This is a genomic window from Paenibacillus dendrobii (genome assembly GCF_009807035.1).
Classification (GTDB): domain Bacteria; phylum Bacillota; class Bacilli; order Paenibacillales; family Paenibacillaceae; genus Paenibacillus_AQ; species Paenibacillus_AQ dendrobii.
The window spans coordinates 2,541,422-2,560,345 of the sequence record NZ_WUBI01000001.1; the positions used below are offsets into that span (position 1 = coordinate 2,541,422).

General features: G+C 49.3%; 13 protein-coding genes. 2 read left to right on the plus strand and 11 right to left on the minus strand.

The genetic code is table 11. The features are described from left to right. Nucleotides 1-22 precede the first annotated feature (22 nt). The 8 genes from GRF59_RS11090 to GRF59_RS11125 form a co-directional block, all read right to left on the minus strand. On the minus strand, nt 23-2,212 hold the full coding sequence (locus GRF59_RS11090) for a M1 family metallopeptidase (protein WP_160497614.1): 2,190 nt from the start codon (nt 2,210-2,212) through the stop codon (nt 23-25). A gap of 395 nt (nt 2,213-2,607) precedes the next feature. Then, nucleotides 2,608-2,976 carry a YxeA family protein gene (locus GRF59_RS11095; RefSeq protein ID WP_160497615.1) on the minus strand — a complete coding sequence of 123 codons (369 nt, stop codon included), beginning with the start codon at nt 2,974-2,976 and terminating at the stop codon, nt 2,608-2,610. Between the two features lie 23 nt (nt 2,977-2,999). After that, complete coding sequence (locus GRF59_RS11100; RefSeq protein ID WP_160497616.1) at nt 3,000-4,931, minus strand: FtsX-like permease family protein; 1,932 nt, start codon at nt 4,929-4,931, stop codon at nt 3,000-3,002. Then, nucleotides 4,918-5,685, minus strand: coding sequence for an ABC transporter ATP-binding protein (locus GRF59_RS11105; RefSeq protein WP_160497617.1), 768 nt, complete (start codon nt 5,683-5,685; stop codon nt 4,918-4,920). Before GRF59_RS11105 ends, GRF59_RS11100 begins: the two co-directional genes overlap by 14 nt. Before the next feature lie 235 nt (nt 5,686-5,920). Continuing rightward, nucleotides 5,921-7,129 carry an MFS transporter gene (locus GRF59_RS11110; RefSeq protein ID WP_160497618.1) on the minus strand — a complete coding sequence of 403 codons (1,209 nt, stop codon included), beginning with the start codon at nt 7,127-7,129 and terminating at the stop codon, nt 5,921-5,923. A gap of 96 nt (nt 7,130-7,225) precedes the next feature. Then, nucleotides 7,226-7,780, minus strand: a complete 555-nt coding sequence (locus GRF59_RS11115; protein WP_160497619.1) for a hypothetical protein — start codon at nt 7,778-7,780, stop codon at nt 7,226-7,228. Between the two features lie 129 nt (nt 7,781-7,909). Further along, nucleotides 7,910-8,329: a DUF350 domain-containing protein gene (locus GRF59_RS11120; protein WP_160497620.1), complete on the minus strand. Its 420-nt coding sequence runs from the start codon at nt 8,327-8,329 to the stop codon at nt 7,910-7,912. Nucleotides 8,330-8,374: 45 nt separating this feature from the next. Further along, nucleotides 8,375-10,741: an endonuclease MutS2 gene (locus GRF59_RS11125; RefSeq protein ID WP_160497621.1), complete on the minus strand. Its 2,367-nt coding sequence runs from the start codon at nt 10,739-10,741 to the stop codon at nt 8,375-8,377. A gap of 266 nt (nt 10,742-11,007) precedes the next feature. Here GRF59_RS11125 and GRF59_RS11130 point away from each other — a divergent pair, with 266 nt between their 5' ends. Continuing rightward, nucleotides 11,008-11,361, plus strand: a complete 354-nt coding sequence (locus tag GRF59_RS11130) for a phage holin family protein (protein WP_160497622.1) — start codon at nt 11,008-11,010, stop codon at nt 11,359-11,361. A gap of 65 nt (nt 11,362-11,426) precedes the next feature. On the opposite strand, the gene GRF59_RS11135 is transcribed toward GRF59_RS11130, so the two are convergent. Continuing rightward, entirely contained in the window at nt 11,427-12,569 is a 1,143-nt protein-coding gene (locus tag GRF59_RS11135; protein ID WP_160497623.1) for a GGDEF domain-containing protein, read from the minus strand. Between the two features lie 268 nt (nt 12,570-12,837). On the opposite strand from GRF59_RS11135, the gene GRF59_RS11140 reads away from it, so the two are divergent. After that, nucleotides 12,838-13,227: a cupredoxin domain-containing protein gene (locus tag GRF59_RS11140; protein WP_160497624.1), complete on the plus strand. Its 390-nt coding sequence runs from the start codon at nt 12,838-12,840 to the stop codon at nt 13,225-13,227. A 116-nt stretch (nt 13,228-13,343) separates the two neighbouring features. On the opposite strand, the gene zapA is transcribed toward GRF59_RS11140, so the two are convergent. Beyond that, nucleotides 13,344-16,334 (minus strand): cell division protein ZapA, encoded by a 2,991-nt coding sequence (gene zapA / locus GRF59_RS11145; RefSeq protein WP_160497625.1) that lies wholly within the window; start codon nt 16,332-16,334, stop codon nt 13,344-13,346. Between the two features lie 112 nt (nt 16,335-16,446). Then, nucleotides 16,447-18,897, minus strand: coding sequence for a phenylalanine--tRNA ligase subunit beta (gene pheT / locus GRF59_RS11150; RefSeq protein WP_160497626.1), 2,451 nt, complete (start codon nt 18,895-18,897; stop codon nt 16,447-16,449). Between the last annotated feature and the right edge of the window lie 27 nt (nt 18,898-18,924).

Sequence of the window (18,924 nt, forward strand, 5' to 3'; positions counted from 1 at the left end):
TATCACGAGCCCTGATTGTTTACTAATCCACGAAAAATTTGGACATTGGGTTAGCCGTCTTCTGGTCAACAATCACTTTTCCAGTCTTGTCCATTACATAATATTGATAAAAATCAGTGGTAAAGCTGAGCGCATTCAGTACTTGCTTCCCAAACGGTTCAACCGTTCCATCTGCAAGCGTATCCCCGTTCCAGTAGAAATGGAGCAATAATCGGTTATGATTAAATGGATGCTTGATGATATAAGCGCCCGCTGTGTTTTTGGTATTCATCATACTCTTCCAATCGAAACCTATATCCTTGGATCTTTGAATGATGCCAGGTTTCAGCGCTTGGATCAGTCCATTCGTTTGAGCGCTGCCGATCACGATCAGATTGCTGCCTCCGATTTCCTTTTCCATTTTCTGCTTCAATACCTGACGCTCCGTAATGATGACAGGCTTAATGCCCGCAATCTCAAACGTTCTTTTCAGCTGATTCAGGATTAATTCCTGCTGCTTTTTCGCCTTAGTCCCTGCCTGATCGCTCAGTACTACAGTAAGCGGTTCGCCCTGGAGAGCTTTTTCCTCGATCCGGCTCATCGTCTCGAACGGAAGTTCCGGGATCTGTGCGAGGGAAGAACGGTATGTCTCTTTGAATAGTTCATGAAAATAAGCGGCTGTTTCCTGCTCGCTCAGGCGGTATTCCGGCTTCAGGACAAAATTCGGCTGATGCAGCGAGTTGTCCATTTCATTGCGTGCCTCTTTCCCCAGCGTATCTTCAATGGTCTGCAGCAGTCCGTCGATTGTAGCATTTTTAAACGCATATCTGTTGAAATATTCTCTCATGAACGCATCGAATTTCTCCTCACCAACCTGACGGTACAGTTGGTAAATGGCTTGGCGGCCCTTTTCATAGAAGACCGGACTGGCATCGTCTCCTACCTCTTGATTATTTGAAGCAATGGGTGAATCATAGGAAGAATCATCGAATTGAAGCGCTTTGAATCCGTTCAGCATATCGCCTTGTTTCTCAGAGAAATAGATTTTGGAGAAATCGGCAAAGCCTTCGTCCAGAAACGATTCCTGTTCCGAGTTGTTGCCGATCAGGGCATGGAACCATTGGTGCGCGATCTCGTGCACGAATACGGAATCATGCACCGGATCTGCGTTATTACCAATCATCCCCATTTGAATCACGCGTGCAAATTCGACCGCTACTCCCTCCACGTACGACTCGGCGATGCGAAATTCGGGATATGGATATTTCCCATATTTTTCATTAAAGAACTGGATCGCCTTAAAGGCTTGGTCCACGTATTCGCCCACAATCTTTTTCTTGTTCGGCATGTTGTCAAAATAATAGTATTCGACGGTCAAGCCATCTCGGGTCACGCTGTCGACTTTGTAGTTCGGACTCGCGAAAAAGACGAATTCCCGCGTGTTGTTCGCCACGGCAGATACGATTTTGCGGCCGTTTTCCTTGGCTTCCTGAGTCGTGATGCTTCCAGGCATCAACATCTGGTACGTGTCAGGTACATTGAATTGAACCTCGAAGTCCGAAGAGGTGTAATAGTCGGTCTCAAAGGTGGTGCTGTACGGCGTTTTGTCCCATTCATGCTTGATTTCGTCATACACGGACATGACCGGAAACCAGTGAGCGCCATTGATGATGTCTTTATAATAAGACAAGCGTTCGGAGCCATACGGGATCTTCACATCGAAATCCACTTGGAGCGTGACTGCTTCGCCAGGCTTCAGTTCTTGCGTAAGCTGAACGGTCAAAGCTTGATTGGTATTGTCAAAAGTCAGGGCTTTCCCATCCGTCTTGACGTCCTTAATGTCAATGCCACCCAGAAAAACATCCGGTTTGAGGCTTGGGTTGTTCTTCAGGATTTCTGCGTTGGTACTCTGGAACATGCTGGCCTGCGTTGACTTCGAACGGTTGGCATCGGCAAAGGTGTGGAACACCAATTCCTTCAGCGTATCACTAGAAGTGTTACGATAAGTAACCGTTTCGCTGCCCCTGATATGCATGTTTTTCTCATCAAGCCGCGCATTGATTTTATACTGTATAGCTGTATGTGCCTCTGCAACATCGATTGACTGCTCAGCAACGGCCGCAGGCGCTGCGAAGGCATGGCCTGCGCTGACGATCGGGCATGCAGCCAGCGTGAAGGCCAGCGAGTACGTCATAGCTTTTTTGGATATAGAGGTGAAGGTATGTTTGTTCATTGGATTCTCTCCCTTTGATCTAATGAATGTGCTGCTTATGTCCGTTACCATTTCGAAATATACGATTGAATGAACCGAGCTGTGTCCGCTCCAATTCCGGCCTTTCCGTTGAGTATTACAGGTAGGGACGATGGCGTCACCCCTGTGTTTCATCTTTAATTCCTGTATCGCTCCAATTCCGGATTATTCTTACGATCGCTGTTGTCACCAGATTTCCTGATCCTGCCCCTTTAGGGGAGAAATCCGGTGACAAAGGCGAACGCTTCGCTTCTGCAGAATAATTCCGGCCTTTCCGCTGAGTATTTCAGGTAGGGATGATGGCGTGATAATTCCGTTCAATCCTCTGAGTATTACATAAAGTCGATGGCAATTTGGCTTAAGCCCGGGCTCTCTCTTTACTTCTTCCCTAATCTCTCCAGCTTTTGCTTCGCCGGGCCCGGCAGCTCGTTTTCCTGCACCTCTTGGTACGAGCCCGCTTTATCCCCCTTCATATAAACGCTCAGATACGCTTCCTTGCGCAGTTCCTTGCTTGCTGTGAAGGTCACACTCTTTTCCTGCCCATTTTTATCGAAGCCATCCAGGGTGTACTCGTAGTAGACAAACTTCTTGCCATCGTTCGATTTTTCTTCCATTCTCTTTCCGTCCTGGATTTGCACGTAATATTGATCCGTGCCTAGCCGATTCAGGTTCACGTTTTGAATGAACACGACGAATCCGATGAGCACAACCAAGATGACTGATCCTATGACAAGTCCTTTTTTCATCGTTTTTCTCCTTTGCTGATGATTTACTTCACATTCGTTACGATCTTGTAGTACGCGTTCACGGTCACGAAATAGTAGATCAGGTAAATGCAAGTGTAGATCCCCATACAAATGACCACCGGAATAACGAGGCTCGTTTGCATCAATCTCGATAATGCCGACAGAGCGACCGCACAATGGGCGATGCCGGCAATCAGCGGCAGTGCAAAGATGAACATGACTTGCTTGGCTACCGTCTTGCGGATTTCTCTTTTTTTCACGCCGATTTTATACAAAATCAGATACCGCGCTTTATCCGAATTTGCTTCAGTTAGCTGTTTGAAGTATATGATGCTGCCTGTCGCCGCCAGGAAGACCAGTCCAAGGAATCCTCCCATGAAGATCAACAAACCGGATGATTCCATGCCGCTGGCATAGTCCCGGTAAAAGCTCGAAAACCCGGCCTTTTCGGGTAAAATACCTTCCAGTTCCTTCGTCAATGATTGGGCTTTGTCCTGATGCGTGATGCCGTAAGCCTCCAGGGTCATTGTTTTGGCTTTGCTCTCCAGCTTCGCAAACAGGTCATCGCTGACCACAATGGTGGAATACACCGTTCCTTGGTTCAAAACGCTGTATTTCTTCAAATCCTTAAAAGTAATTTTTTCTTGATCTCCATTTCCGCTGAGCGTAATTGAAGAGCCAACGTACTCCGGAGACATCCCCTTGATGTATATGGGGTCCAGTGCAGCGGCTTCATCCGCATGAAGGCTCAAAGCCTCGCCCCGCCCCTGCTGCTTCGCCAAACGATTGAAATCCCGATTAGACAGCAACGTGAAGGTTTGCTCATCTGACTGACTGATTTGATCCAGCCCGGATGTGTCCGCATCCATCTCAAGCAGCTCTAGAGTGGTATGATACAGAACGTCGTGCTCCTTGGAATGCTGTATGATTGTATCTGCCTGGCTGGTGATTTTGCTGTTTGTACTGATGAACATCAGACTGTTCGGGTTAACCAGAGAGACCGAGCTGCGGTTGCTATAATACAAGCTGTAGGCCGTCCCGACAGCCGTTAACGTCGTAGCGCTCAGTACAGCAATGATCGTCAACGTACGTGCGTTTCCTTTGATCCGGTACAATAGCTGGGAGGTCCCGATGATGTTCAGGCCTTTCCAATAACGTTTCTTGTTTCTTCTGGATAACTTCAGCATCGTGACCGTTAAAGTATTGAACAATAGATACGTTCCCAGAATGACCGTTACCAGAATCACAAGCGGAGTTACCATTAAACCAAGCGTCGCCCAAGCCTTCGAATTCGCAAGATTTTGCAATGCAAGCCAGTAACCGATACCTACCAGGACCAAGGACAGCAGCGCTATCAGCCAGGATGCCTTCGGCTCCTTCTCACGCAGTTGATCCGCATGAAACAGCTCGATTAATTTGAACCTGTAAATCAGCCGGTAGCCTTGAAACGAAGTAATGAGCGTAATGATCATAAATACGATAAAAGTGTTCACGATTGCTGCCAAGGAAATAGAGAAGTTGGTTATGGCATCATAGCCCATTGCCTTCATCAGAATCATGACGAAAAAGCGGCTTAGCACGGAACCAAGCGCAATCCCCACGATTAGCGCCAAAACTCCCATCAGGAAGTTTTCGTAAAACAACATGCGCCCGATCTGTTTTTTGCGTACACCGAGCAGAGAGTAAAGTCCAACCTCCTTCTTACGCTTGCGCGTAAAGAACGAATTGGAGTACCAGATGAATATCGCGACGAAAATGATAAGCACCACAGCCGCACCGCTAAAAGCAGAACTGATTTTGGGTGAGCTATCCGATGCCGACTGAATGGAGTTGTCGTATTTCAACGACACAAAGGTAAAATAGATGACGATACTAAAAATCATCGATGCAAAATACAGAAAGTAGTTGGTGAAATTCTTGCGGATATTTTTCCCCGCGATGCTAAACAGCGTCATGATGCCCACCTCCGAGTGAAGACAGCACCTCAAGGATTTGCTGGAAAAATTCCTTGCGCGTCAAATCCTGTTTATGCAATTCTTTGAACAGCTGGCCGTCATTGATAAAAATCACGCGTTTGCAGTAGCTTGCGGCATAGGCGTCATGTGTCACCATCATGATCGTGGAACGATTCGACTCATTCAGCGTGCTTAAGCTCTCCAGCAGGCTGGTTGCCGATTTCGAATCCAGCGCACCTGTAGGCTCGTCCGCCAGAATCAGGCTGGGGTTCGCCACAATCGCTCTTGAAGCAGCAGCACGCTGCTTTTGTCCTCCCGAAATATGGTACGGGTATTTATCCAGGATCGGACGAATGCCGAACATATCGGCAATTTCATTAACCCGAACTTCTATTTCCGCAGCCGGCACTTTGGATAGAGCAAGCGGAAGCAGAATATTTTCCTTAACCGTCAATGTATCCAGCAGATTATAATCCTGAAAAATAAACCCGAGCTTATTCCGGCGGAAATCGGACAGCTTCTCTTCATTCATCGTTACGATGTTCTGTCCGTCAATGGTGATTTCGCCGGAGGTCGGCGTATCGATGGTCGAAAAAATGTTCAGCAGCGTGGACTTTCCCGCTCCGGACGGACCCATGATCCCGACGAACTCGCCCTCCTCGATACTGAGGTTGATATGCTGCAATGCCGTATATATGTTTCCTTTCGTGCCAAAGGTCTTGTTCACATTGATTGCTTGCAGAATGGTTTTCATTGGAAATCTCCTTAAATATCTTGTAGTTTTACGAACACAAAAGTAATCATAACCTCCGTACCTTACAGCATTTTAATGCGAACCTTACATCATCCTTAAATCTCACCGGTGAACAGCCACTTGCCACGGCAGCGTCATCCATTAGAAACACAAAAAGCCCCCAAGGGACGCTGTTCTCAGCGTCACCTCAAGGGCTCGAAAATTTTCTTGTTTATGATGCAGTTCCAAGGGCAAGTTATGCCGATTTGCCTCCATGAAGCAGCTTTCGTACGAAAACCCAGCTTGCAATCGGCGATGCGCCAAGAATCAGCATAAGTACCGTAATGGTTAAAGACGTCTTGCTCAGCATCAGAACAACAATGAAAATAAAGGTTCCCACCAGTCGGCCGACCATCAGGCTCAGCTCACGCAGCACGACCAGCTCAACCCTCTTTTCCACCGTTTCATTGCTGGTTCCCATCAAGTCAAAGCCTGATGAGATCATCGGCAATATATACAGCGGCATGAATACCGCAGATCCGATGCCAAGAATCAATAGCGTTCCATAACTCGTTTTCCAGAGCAACGGAACGATTACAATCCACAGAAGCAGCGCTCCGACAAGCATGCCCGGGCTTCTGAATTTAGGCTTGTACCATTTTCCTGCCAGCCAGTAAGTCAGCAGCGATATTGCGGACGTAATCAACGAGAATTGCCCAAGTCTTGCTTCCTGCTTGGTCGCAACGAATACCAGCAAACCAACCAGAAAAGCGAACACCCCTTCACGTATCCCCTGCGCAGCCAATCCCGGTGCCATCAGCCGCCATGGACTGCCTTTGGTCCGAAGCTGCGTGACTGGTTCCGCCCAGTGGTATCCGCTGCCGTTCTCCCTCTTTTTGAGGAAAAAACTGAGCACGACCCCCAGTGCGTATATCCCCAAGGAGATCGTGAATATGATCCGATATCCCTTGTCACCCTTCAACCAACTGATCAGGAGCCCCGAAAACCACGGGCCTACAATGCCGGTAATCGAACCTAGCAGCCCAACCCAGCCATTGAACAAATCCCGGTTCTCGCGGTCTGTTACTTCGAAATAAACGACATTAAATGCGAGCCAGAATAGCCCGATCGATATCCCGAGCAGCAGACCCAACGGCCATATCCAGCGTATGACGTCCGATCCGATCCATAGCACGAGAAGATAAAACACCCCCGACAGGACAATGCCTGCCCGCAGGGCGTTCATTTTGTTATATTCTTTTACCCATTTGCCAGTCAGCCAAAAGGTGAGTCCTACAGCTACCTGCTGGGCTACAGTAAACCAGCCGATCATGACGTAATCCTGCTTACTTTTCCATAAATATACATTCAAGAAGGTGCCGGACAAGGCTCCCGCCAGAACGATCAACCCATTAACGGCCAGCAAAAGCCGGGATTGCCGATCCAATTTTGCCGTCGTTTTCATAAGTCCCCCCTTGGATAGCCGGACATGCTCGATCTTAACATGCCCCAAAGAAAGGGATATCATTTGAAAAGCAATGGCATACATCCATCAGAGGTTCTACTTCTCGCGGCTCAGATGATCGACCATCCGCAAGCGGTCTTCCTCCGTCAAATTGGTTTCCACATGGAAACAGCCCGTACAAATATACATGTTCACACGGAAAGGAGGTTTAATAACCGGAGCCTTAAGGGCGCTGAAAGGCGTTGGAACGAAGCCTTCTCCCGAGATTTCCTGGGTTCCCGCAAGAATCATGTAATCCCGGCATTTAGGACATTCAGGAACCTCTTCCTGTTCATCCAGGATCTTTTCCACGCTTTCCTCATAATTCATCAAGTCATGGCTTTCTTCGAACTTGTCCAGGGTGCGGATAGATGGAGGAAGCTGATGCTGCATATCTTCCTGCGCCCAGAACGATGTGTCGTCCTCTCCTTCGCCATCTTCTTCCCAATCCGCATTCTCTTCGACGTCCTCTTCTTCCTCATCGCCGATTTGAACATTCAAGGTCCGATAACCTTTCAGCTCATTCTGGCAATAAGGGCAATTCTCCTCAGGTCCAATTTCCTCATCCCAGACAATCTCGGTCTGGCACCATGGGCAAACGGTCGTATCCATTGCCTTTCATCTCCTCAATGTTTCATTAAATAAATGATGCCGACTGCAAAAAAGATCACAGCCGCAACAAACAAAATTCTCGACAGATTTTTCATGTCTTCCTCCCAGAAAAAACCTTATCCGCTGCAATTAAAAAATGCAGGCACCGATCACATAGGACAGCGATACGGAAATGAGCAGGGAAATGATCCCCACCGCCCGGTTATCCTTGCGGATCTCCTCATCAACCGAAAAAACCGGAGTTAAGAACTCAAATAACAGATATGCGGCGAACAGCAGAACAAACCCGAAAAAAGCCCATTTCATCGTGTCGTAAATGGAGGTTTTTCCCTCAATACTGTATCTCAGCACATTGCAAATGGCAAAAATTTTCCCGCCGGTGGCGAGAGAAGCCGCAACATTGCCACGGCTGATCTCGTTCCAGCAGTTATACCTGGCGACCAGCTCAAACAGATACAAAAACACGATCAAACCCAAAATGGCCACCGAGAAATAACCAATTAATGTTCCCAGCGGATGGGCGAGCAGATGATCTACCCCATTCTTCACATTCCCGCCTCCTTCGCTCTAAACCTGGAGCATGCTGGTATAAACTTATTTCAGCTCTGCAACGGTTACGCCTGTGCCGCCTTCGCCATAGTTGCCCAGACGGAAGCTTTTAATATGTTTATGCCTGCGCAGATACTCTGTAATACCATTGCGAAGTATGCCTGTGCCCTTGCCATGGATTAGATAAACCTGACCCAAATTGCCAAGGAACGCTTCGTCAATGAACCGATCCACTTCAATCAGGGCTTCCTCCAGATTGGCACCACGGAGGTCCAGCTCGCTCCGAATGTTGTCATCGCGGGTTCGTTTCACGATCGTCGCATGGCGCTGGGCTTGTTTCGCTGCCGCTTCATGCGTTTGCACAAGCTCAAGATCATCCAGGCTGACCTTCATCTTCATGATGCCAAGCTGCACAACCGCTTCCTTCGAGCCTGCGAGCTCGACCACGCTTCCTTTTTGGTTCAGGCTGTAAACCATGACCTCGTCCCCCGCTTCAATCTTGCGAGGCGTCTTGGTCTTGCTTTTTGCCGGTGACTTCTTCCGCTGCTGCGGCTCAGCTTCATCCAGCATTCTGCGGGCGGCAATCAGTTTATGCTCCTTGACGGAAGCCCCTTCTTCTTTAGCCAGCTGCCTCAGGTCGCTGATGATTTCCTCTGCTTCTCGTCTGGCTTTGGCAATAACCTCTTTCGCATCTGCCTGTGCCTTTTCGATTAGGCGGTCACGCTGCTGTTCGAGCTTCTCCAGTTCCTGCTGATGCTTGCTGCGCAGCCCCTCCATTTCCTGACGAAGCTTTTCTGCCTGCTCGCGTTCCACTTCGGCACCCAAGCGATTTTCTTCGAGCGAGGCAATCATATGCTCAACGCGCTGATCCTCCTCGTTCACTTCCCCGCGGGCAAAATCCAAAATTTTATTCGGCAGGCCCAAACGCTCCGCAATGGCAAACGCATTGCTTCGCCCCGGAACTCCCACGAGCAGTCGGTAGGTTGGACTCAATGTGTTGACATCAAACTCCATGCTGGCATTAATGACTGCTTTTCGTTCATAAGCATAGGCCTTCAATTCACTGTAGTGAGTCGTGGCAACCATGCGGCAGCCCGTCTGATGAATATGTTCCAATATGGAAATGGCCAGCGCCGATCCCTCGGCCGGATCCGTACCCGCTCCAACCTCATCCAGAAGAACAAGGCTTTTAGGCGTCATGTTTTTCAGAATCCGGATGATGTTCGTCATGTGGCTGGAGAATGTACTGAGGCTCTGCTCAATGCTTTGCTCGTCGCCGATATCCGCATAAATGGCATCAAACACACACAACTGGCTTCCTTCTTCCGCCGGTACAAACAATCCTGACATCGCCATAAGACTAAGAAGACCAATTGTCTTCAGCGTTACCGTTTTACCTCCGGTATTCGGACCCGTCACGATGATCGAAGTATATGAGTTGCCAAGCTCCACGTCGATCGGAACAACCTTGTCCAATTCAATGAGAGGATGGCGCCCCTTGCGCAGTTTTAAGTACCCGCGGTCATTCATTTTTGGCATTGTCGCTTTCATGACGTGTGCCAAGCGGGCTTTGGCAAAAATAAAATCAAGCTGGCCTACCAAATCCAGATCGAACAGTAAGAGGTCAGCCTGATCTCCGACCAATGCCGTCAGCTTTTGCAAAATAATTTCAATTTCGCGTTCTTCCTTCATCCGGGTTTCGCGCAGCTTGTTATTCATGGCCACAATGGATTCGGGCTCGATGAACAGGGTTGCGCCGGAGCCGGATTGGTCGTGCACAATGCCGCCGAAATAGGAACGATACTCTGCCTTTACCGGAATGACGAACCGGTCCCCCCGAATGGTCACAAGTTGATCCTGCAGCATCTTGGCTACCGAGGAGGACCGGATCATGTTATCCAGCTTCTCACGAATCCGCACTTCGCCGCCGCGCAGTTCACGACGGATTTGGGCAAGACCCGGGCTCGCCGAATCCAGCACATCAGCCTCATCCGATATGCAAGCTTTGATGGCATCCTCGAGTGTTTTTTGCTCCGATATATTCTCGCTAATGTCCGACAGCAGCTTTAGCGGTTCATCTTCATTCATCTGCGTGATAAAACGTTTGATTCGTCTCGAACCATACGTTGTATTGCTAACCGCAAGCAGCTCATGAGGGCTTAGCGTGCCGCCAATCTTTGCCCGTTTCAGTGCTCCTGATATGTCGGTAATACCGCCGAAGGAAGGAGTTCCCTTAAGGCGGTCCACCGTATACGCTTCATCTGTCGCCTGAAGCCGCCGTTTGACGGATTCGAGATCCGTATCCGGTTTCAAGTTTTCCGATACTTGTTTTCCCATGGAAGTCTGGGCATAGCTGGTACATTTATTTAAAATCTTGCGGTATTCCAGTGTGTGCAAAATTTTATCGTCCAAAGAATTTCACTACTCCTCTCATACATTGCCTTTATTATATACGAAACCGCCGCGCCTTCGCCATTTGCGAAACAATTCCGCTAAATACCTTCAAACCCGATACATAAGATTTCACGATCTGAATACAATAAACCTTGCATATAGAATCATTTCATAAATGATAAAAGCCGACGCATTATGACATAATATTAGAAATTGCATAATGAATGAAGCGACGCATTGTGGAATGATTTCAACGTATCTTTACGTAAAAGGAGGCCAATTGCATGCATTTTCTAGGGCATGTTGTACGATTTATCGTTTCCGCGATCGTGCTTATGATTGTCGGCTGGATCGTTCCGCAATTCTCCGTGGGCGGATTCTGGAGCGCTTTACTGTTGGCTCTGGTCATTGCTTTGCTCGGTTGGGTTGTGGAGGGAATCTTCGGCAAAAGAGTATCTCCATTCGGTCGAGGCATTGTCGGCTTTATCGTGAGTGCGCTGGTTATATACATCGCCCAGTTTATCGTTGGAGGCGTTAGCGTCACCATCTTAGGTGCCGTCCTCGCTGCCCTCGTCATCGGGATCATCGACCTGTTCATTCCGGTAACTCCGTTCAATGCAGCCAAAGACCATAAATAATCCTTACAGCAGCAAACACCCCTGTTCCCACGGAACAGGGGTGTTTCCATTAAGCCCGTTATGGATCAGATCGAAGCAACCTTACTTTCAAGCGAGTCTGCAAACATCGCGTCAGAAGCCGTCACCACTTTATTTTTTCCTGTACGTTTTGCATGATACAGAGCACTGTCCGCCTTTCGGAATAAAGACTCTTTATCATCCCCGGGATGGTAATCGCATAACCCGATGCTTACGGTCACCGCCCGGCCTTTCATATTCGAGTGTTCCACAATAGAGATCCCTTTTCGAAGCTCTTCCGTGATGGCCTGTGCCTCCGCCAGTGTTTTGTCCGCAAAAATAACCGCGAACTCCTCACCGCCATAACGCGCTGCAAAGTCATTTGGCATCATAATGGAAGTAATGGTCGAGGCTACCTGCTTTAGCACAAGATCGCCAACCCAATGCCCGTAAGTATCATTGACCTTCTTGAAACCATCAATATCAATAATAGCGAGCTGCAGCGGGAGATGATATTTTTCAGAATGCTCCAGCAATGCATCCAAATATTCATGAAAAGTTTTATGATTATAAAGACTCGTCAGAGCATCCATTTTCAAAAGCTTGTCCGAAATGGTTTTCTCCACGAGCAGCTGCTGCTCGGATTTCATAACCGAGTTCAGGTAACTGATGAATTCCTTAACGCGAACCAAAATAGTGCTTCCGATGATCAGACTAACGATAAATACACTTTCAACTTGGATAAACTCTGGGACGGGCTTTTGATACCAAGGCTGTTCCATCATGAAATAGATCAATCCATACGCCAGAATCGTAAATATGCCGAAGCCGTAGAGCATCTTGCGGTCAAAATACACAATGGAGATCAGAACAGGAAGCAGCAGAGCCATCTGAGCTCCATCCGCTGTCGGTTCGATAATAAAGTAAAACATGTAAGACACTAAAAAACCGCAGCCCGCAATGGCTTTCTTCTGATGTTTCGGACCATATCTCAGCCATACCTCGGTGCTAAGCAAAATCAACATGGTAAGTCCGTTTAAGCCTGCCAGTCTGAGCCAGGAGTCCTTATCCATTCCTACTGTATTGGGAAGGACTCCGCCCGACAGTAAAAAGACGGCTTGAGCCGCGAGGAACATCAGCATGACGATCCAGTAGGCATTCAAAATTTTGCGATGCCACCGGTCCTCCAACATCATATTTTTCCTGTCCATTGAAAAGTCAATCCCCTACTCTAGGAAAGAATAAATTTATCAATCTTAATATGAACTGTGTGATTATAATTATATCTTAATAAAAAGACAAATACATCCTTTAATCTGTAAAGATTTTGAAAAATGCGCCTGTTTATGGTTGGATTGGGTTAACGTTGTGCGTTTAGTTCACTAAGTATTCAAAACAGGAATGTTCCAGAATTCCAATTTTGGGGTATGATGACTACTAGTATTGTCAAACAATGAATGTTTTGAGGAGGATCACGATTTGAAAACGACCTTCGCTTTTGTTCTTTCCTGCATGCTTCTCCTGGTGCTTTCCGCTTGTGGGGGAGAAAAGGAAGACTCTTCGACCGCAAGCAGCGGCGTCAGCGACACAGGTGTTGCCCCCAGCGAGGAGCTGGTCATCAAAGCGACTAACTATGCGTTCGATAAACAAGAATATCATCTTAAAAAGGGTGTTCCCGTCAAAATCACGTTTGAAAACGAACAAGGTACCCATGGCGTATTGATTCCCGCTCTGGAACTGCAGTTGGACGGCAAGCATAAATCCAAAGTCGTGACTCCTGAGAAAGCCGGAACCTTCGACATGACCTGCTCCATTTTTTGCGGTGCCGGTCATACGGCCATGATCGCCAAAGTAGTCGTGGACGAATAGTTCTATTCGCACCAGCACAGCAAATCCCCTCCAGCTCCGGTAAAAAGGAATGATCGATGATGTTCCTTTTTAAAGGTCTGTGAGGGGATTTTTATAATCTGTACTGCAGGCAGCAATCAGCTTTGATCCTGCTCAATCAGTTCAATCCATTCGTTATATTCTGTTTGAAGCTTGGAGTATTCGTCCTGCAGCTGACTGTGCTCTTCCTGGAGCCTATCGGTCTTTTCCTGCTGTATCTCAAGCTCCGCCTGAAGCAGGCGGTATTGATTCGCCATCAGCTCAAAGTTTTCGCCTACCTCACGCAGCTCCGCAGACGTTTTTTCCTTCTCGCTTTGCAGCTGGCCCAGCTGATCTTCTCCTGCAGCAATTTGGCGTCTCCATTCCTCAAGCTCCTCCTGAAGCTCTAGTTCCCTGCTGCTCCAGTCCTGTTGACGGCCCATCATTTCCTCCAGCTTTTCCTGGTAGGACTGCATCGACAACTCACTGCTTCGCAGCAGTTCACGTTGCTCATTTTCTCTGCTCGCAGCTTCGTCTAGCATCCGTGCAAGTTCTGTAAGCTTCCGGAGTGCCTGATCCTTCTCTTCCAGCACCATCAGATACTCGAGTTCCGCGTCCTCCTGCTGGCGCTTCATATCGCTTCCCTTCTGCAAAAGCTCCTCATGCTGCTTCTGCAGACCGTGGTACTGCTCTTTCAAATGCTCGTATTGTCTGACTTGTTCCTGATAGAGCCGGTCCATATTCGCATGATTCTGTTCGGTTTCCTTGAGCTGACGTTTAGCCTCCTGATATGCCGATTCACGTTCCTCAAGCTCTTCGCCCAGCTGTTCGTATTTGCGGTTGCTATTCACGATGACTTCCTGAAGCTCTTGATGCTCCAGCATATGGAGGTCATATTGGTCCTTCATTACCTCATGCTGCTGCAGAACTTCGCCATGCTGACGCTGCAGCTTCCGGTACTGATCTTCTTTTTCTTCCATGGACTGCTTCAGTTTCAGGAGCTGGGTTTCTTTCTGTTCGGCTAACTGCAGTGTCTCCAGATACTGTGTTTCTGCAGCATCCAGATCCTGCTCCAGTTCTTGAGATCGCGCTTCCCTTGCTTCCAGTGTCTGCTTCAGCTCCAGTAACTGCGCTTCGCTTGCTTCCAGCGCCTGCTTCAGCTCCACTAACTGCGCTTCGCTTGCTTCCAGCGCCTGCTTCAGCTCCAGTGACTGCGTTTCGCTTGCTTCCAGCGCCTGCTTCAGCCCCAATGACTGCGTTTCGCTTGCTTCCAGCGCCTGCTTCAGCTCCAATGACTGCTGTTCGCTTGTTTTCAGCGCCTGCTTCAGCTCCAATGACTGCGTTTCGCTTGCTTCCAGCGTCTGAATCAGCTCCAATGATTGCGCTTCGCCCGTTTCCAATGTCTGCTTCAGCTCCAGAGTTTGCGCTTCGCTTGCTTCCAGCGTCTGCTTCAGCTCCAATGACTGTGCTTCGCTTGCTTCCAGCGTCTGCTTCAGCTCCAATGACTGCGCTTCGCTTACTTCCAGTGTCTGCAGAAGTTCGAGATATTCCGCTTCCTTCTCCCCCAGCGCCTGCTCCAACTGCTGTTGACGATTCCCTTTTTCCTGCAAGGAATCCTTCAGCTGCTGTATCGTCGACTCCTTCGACTCGAGTGCGGCCACATGCTCTCTTAGCAGCTTTTCCTTCTCGACGAGAAGCTCCCTCTGCTCTTCAATCGAAAGCTCCTGAAGCTGAAGCGTTTCATCGAGGTCCTCAAGCTTCTTGCTTTGCGATTCGATCAGCTGCTGCTGTTCCTCAAGCCTTTGCTGCAGCTCTGCGGATTTTTCGTCGGCAGTTGCAGCCTTCAGCGACTCTGTTTCCGCCTGATCCTTCAGGGCACTCAGCTCGTCATGAAGGGACTTCATGCCAGCTTCAAGCGTATCGTTCTGTTCTCCTGCTTCCAGGACGCGAAGCTCCAGCTCGCCGATCTCTTCCTTCTGCTTATCCACCTGACTGCGCCAGTCAGCCGCTTCAGCCGTCAGCTTCTCGACCTCTTCCTTCTGCTTGCTGGAGGATGTGCTATATTCCTCAAGCAGCTTCTGCATCCGGCGCTGTTCCTCTTCCGAAAGGGCAGCCTCTTCCTTCAAGCGGTTCACTTGTCCGTTCAGCCGCACCTGCTGTTCTCTCAGGGTTTTCAACTCGGTCTGAGAGACCTCCTCTTTCTTCAGCGCGGCCTGATGTTGCTCCTGGAGCTTCGCATATGCATTCTTCGCCTGCTGCAGCTCCTCTTGCAAACTCCGGAGCTTGCCTTGCAGCTGAGAGCTTCCTCCGCGGAGCTCATCCAACTGTTTGCTCAATCCTTCAACAGCTGCCTGATGCTTCTTCTCCGATTCCTGCAAGGAAGTCTCATACTTCTGTTGCGATTCTTTGAGTACGCTCTGATGTTTCGCTTCCGTGCTCTTCAAGAGCTCCTGATGCTTCTGCTGCGCCGACTGAAGCGCAGCTGCATGACTTCGTTCAAGCTCCTGCACGGTTGATTTTTGCTGCGCCTCTAGCGATTGCTTGTCCCGTTGAAGCTGCTCGGCAGCCTGTTTCTCCTTACGCTGCAGCGAATCCTTCATTTCCGTTTCTTTTTTCAATGCAGCGCGGGTATCCTCGAGTTCTTTCCCCAAAGACGTCCGGGTTTTCTGCAGTTCGGCTGTGAGCGAAGTCTTCGTATCTTCAAACTGTTTCAAAAGACCCGCCTTCTCCGTTTCCCACTGCTTGCGGAGCTCTTCCTTCTCCTTCATCCCCGCCCGATGTTCTTCCTGAAGCTTCACATGCAGCTCCTGCTGCTCTGTACGTGCAGCCTGAAGCAGAGCCAGCTCACTACGCAGCTCGCTTCTCTCGCCGGTCAACATTTTGACCTCATTGCGAATATCCTGCATCTGAATGGCTTCCTCGGCCATATGTACGGCAGCCAATACAGCCAGCTTTGGCGTATCCAGCCGTGAATGGCTCTTGGAAATGAGATTCATCCGCTCATCGACATAAGTGGCAACCTTTTTCATATAGTCGGCACTGCTGCCTACCAGCTTATAAGAAGTCCCGTAGATTTCCACGGTGACGCGTGTACGATCAGGTGTAGTCACAGTTGTGCCCTCCTTCATATGTGTGTTGACTCTGAGATGTCTGTTATTCTGCAAAAAAAGCCACATCGAATCTTTATGTACATGGATTCGATGTGACTTCATTCAATTCCTGCTATTTTCTCAATTCCGCATGAAAAGTTTGCTCAAGCTGGCTGACAACGGCTGCATGCGCGGATGAAACCTCTTCATCCGTGAGCGTACGCTCGTTATGGCGATACAATGTAGATATAGCAACGCTCTTTTTGCCTTCACCCAGTTTGCTGCCTGTGAATACATCGAATACCTGTACGGACTGCAGCAATTCGCCAGCAGCCTCGCGAATGACGGAGAGCATTGCTCCCGCTTCAACACTTTCATCAACGACCACGGCGATGTCACGCTCGGAAGCCGGGAAGCGAGGAAGCTCACGGTAGCGGATATTACCATCCGCATAGTCGTACAGCGGTTGAAGCAGGATTTCCGCCGTATACATATCTCCTAGACCACGGTCCTGCTGAAGCTGCGGATGCACTTGACCCAGTGTACCGATCAGCAGTTGTTCGCCGCCGTCATTCGTCAGATATACAGATGCGGATCGGCCCGGATGATAGCCCTGCGGCTGATTGGCCACATAGGTGATCGAGTCCTGAAGTCCGAGATATTCAAACACGGTTTCCAGCGCGCCCTTCAGATCGAAGAAATCTACTTTTTCCGGCGTTTGATTCCATTGCTTCTGTCCACGGCTTCCACAGAGCAAGAGTGACAATACAGGGAGTTCTTTAGGTTGAGCTGTCAGTCGCTCCTCTTGACTGTAGAAGACGTTCCCCATCTCGAACATGGCGAGATCATTTTGCTTGCGGTTTGCGTTATAAGCGGCAACATCCAATAGCTGAGGGATAATGCTGGTACGCAGCACGCTGCGCTCCTCGCTCATCGGCATGGCCAGCTTAATCGCATGACTGCCTTCTGTCAAAGCCGGGAACATTGCCGTAAGGTCCGGATGCGTGAAGGAGTAGCTGATCACTTCCTGCCATCCGCCATGCGTGAATAGTTTGCGCACATCGCGGCGCAGCGCCTGCGGCTTCGTGTAGGCCCCCGGTGTCGTTGGTCCCTCGATCGCTGTTGTCGGAATGTTGTCATACCCGTACAAGCGGGCAATTTCTTCGATGAGATCCACGTCGCTCGTAATATCGCCGCGGCGTGTAGGCACTTTAACCTCCAGAATGCCCTGCGCGGTATCTGCACAACTGAAATGCAGACGGCTGAAGATGGTTTTCACTTCAAGCATAGAGAGATCGGTTCCGAGGAAACGGTTCAGCTTATCGAAGGATAGCACGATCACTTTGTCTTCCACAGACGCAGATTCGGATTCCACGATGCCTTTATGGACGGTTCCGGCAGCATAACGGGATATCAGCGCAGCCGCACGATCCAATGCCGGAATAACGGCACCCGGATCCACTTCCTTCTCAAAACGCAGGCTTGCTTCGGAGCGAAGTCCGAGCTGTCTCGACGTCTTGCGTACGGTACCGCCATCGAATTTGGCGGATTCCAGCAAGATATTCACCGTGCTGTCCGTCACTTCGGAATTGAGCCCCCCCATCACGCCTGCCAGAGCGACAGGCTTAACGCCGTCGGTAATAAGCAGCATATGCGGCTCCAGTTTCCGTTCCTGGCCATCCAGCGTGACCATCGTTTCACCTTCCTTGGCAAGACGGACGTCGATTGCCCCGTTCGTCAGCTGGTCGGCATCAAACGCATGCAGCGGCTGACCGTATTCCAGCATGACATAGTTGGTAATATCGACGATGTTATTGATCGGGCGCACGCCTGCAGCCATCAAGCGATTCTGCATCCACAGCGGCGACGAACCGATGTGTACACCGGTAATATAACGGGCTGCATAATGACTGCAATGCTCGGGAGAGCTGATTTTCACAGAAATATGGTCGGCTGCGGTATCGCTGACTTCAACCAGTTCCTTCGCGGGGTCCGGAAGCTTAACGTCGCGGCCAAGAATGGCTCCGACCTCATATGCAGCACCGATCATGCTCAGGCAATCGGAACGGTTAGGCGTCAGATCAAACTCCAGCACCTCATCATCCAGTCCCAGGACCTGGCCGATCGGGGTTCCGATCTGTGTCGATTCGGGCAGAACCAGAATGCCTTCCTGCTGCTCCTTTGGAAGGAGCTTATCATTCATTCCCAACTCTTTTGCTGAACAAATCATGCCCTGCGACAGTGCGCCGCGCAGCTTGGCTTTTTTAATTTCCAGACCTCCTGGAAGCTTGGCTCCTACGAGTGCCACAGGCACCTTTTGACCGGCATCCACATTTTTGGCGCCGCAAACGATTTGAAGCTCTTCCTCCTGGCCGGCATCAACGATACAAATATTAAGCTTATCCGCATCCGGATGCTTCTCTTTGCTCTTCACATAGCCGACGACGACTTTCGTAATCCCTTTGTTGCGGTTCTCGATTTCGTCGATTTCAATCCCCGCACGTGTAATCTTCTCAGCCAGATCCGCGGCTGCCACATTTTCAAGCGAAACATAGTCCGCTAACCATTCTGTTGACACTTTCATTCCGGGTCCCTTCCTTCTTTACCTTAT

Coding starts and splice junctions, on each gene's coding strand:
- GRF59_RS11105 (WP_160497617.1), bottom strand. CDS start 5,685: ATGAAAACCATTCTGCAAGCAATCAATGTGAACAAGACCTTTGGCACG.
- GRF59_RS11110 (WP_160497618.1), bottom strand. CDS start 7,129: ATGAAAACGACGGCAAAATTGGATCGGCAATCCCGGCTTTTGCTGGCC.
- GRF59_RS11130 (WP_160497622.1), top strand. CDS start 11,008: ATGCATTTTCTAGGGCATGTTGTACGATTTATCGTTTCCGCGATCGTG.
- GRF59_RS11135 (WP_160497623.1), bottom strand. CDS start 12,569: ATGGACAGGAAAAATATGATGTTGGAGGACCGGTGGCATCGCAAAATT.
- GRF59_RS11115 (WP_160497619.1), bottom strand. CDS start 7,780: ATGGATACGACCGTTTGCCCATGGTGCCAGACCGAGATTGTCTGGGAT.
- GRF59_RS11090 (WP_160497614.1), bottom strand. CDS start 2,212: ATGAACAAACATACCTTCACCTCTATATCCAAAAAAGCTATGACGTAC.
- pheT (WP_160497626.1), bottom strand. CDS start 18,897: ATGAAAGTGTCAACAGAATGGTTAGCGGACTATGTTTCGCTTGAAAAT.
- GRF59_RS11100 (WP_160497616.1), bottom strand. CDS start 4,931: ATGACGCTGTTTAGCATCGCGGGGAAAAATATCCGCAAGAATTTCACC.
- GRF59_RS11095 (WP_160497615.1), bottom strand. CDS start 2,976: ATGAAAAAAGGACTTGTCATAGGATCAGTCATCTTGGTTGTGCTCATC.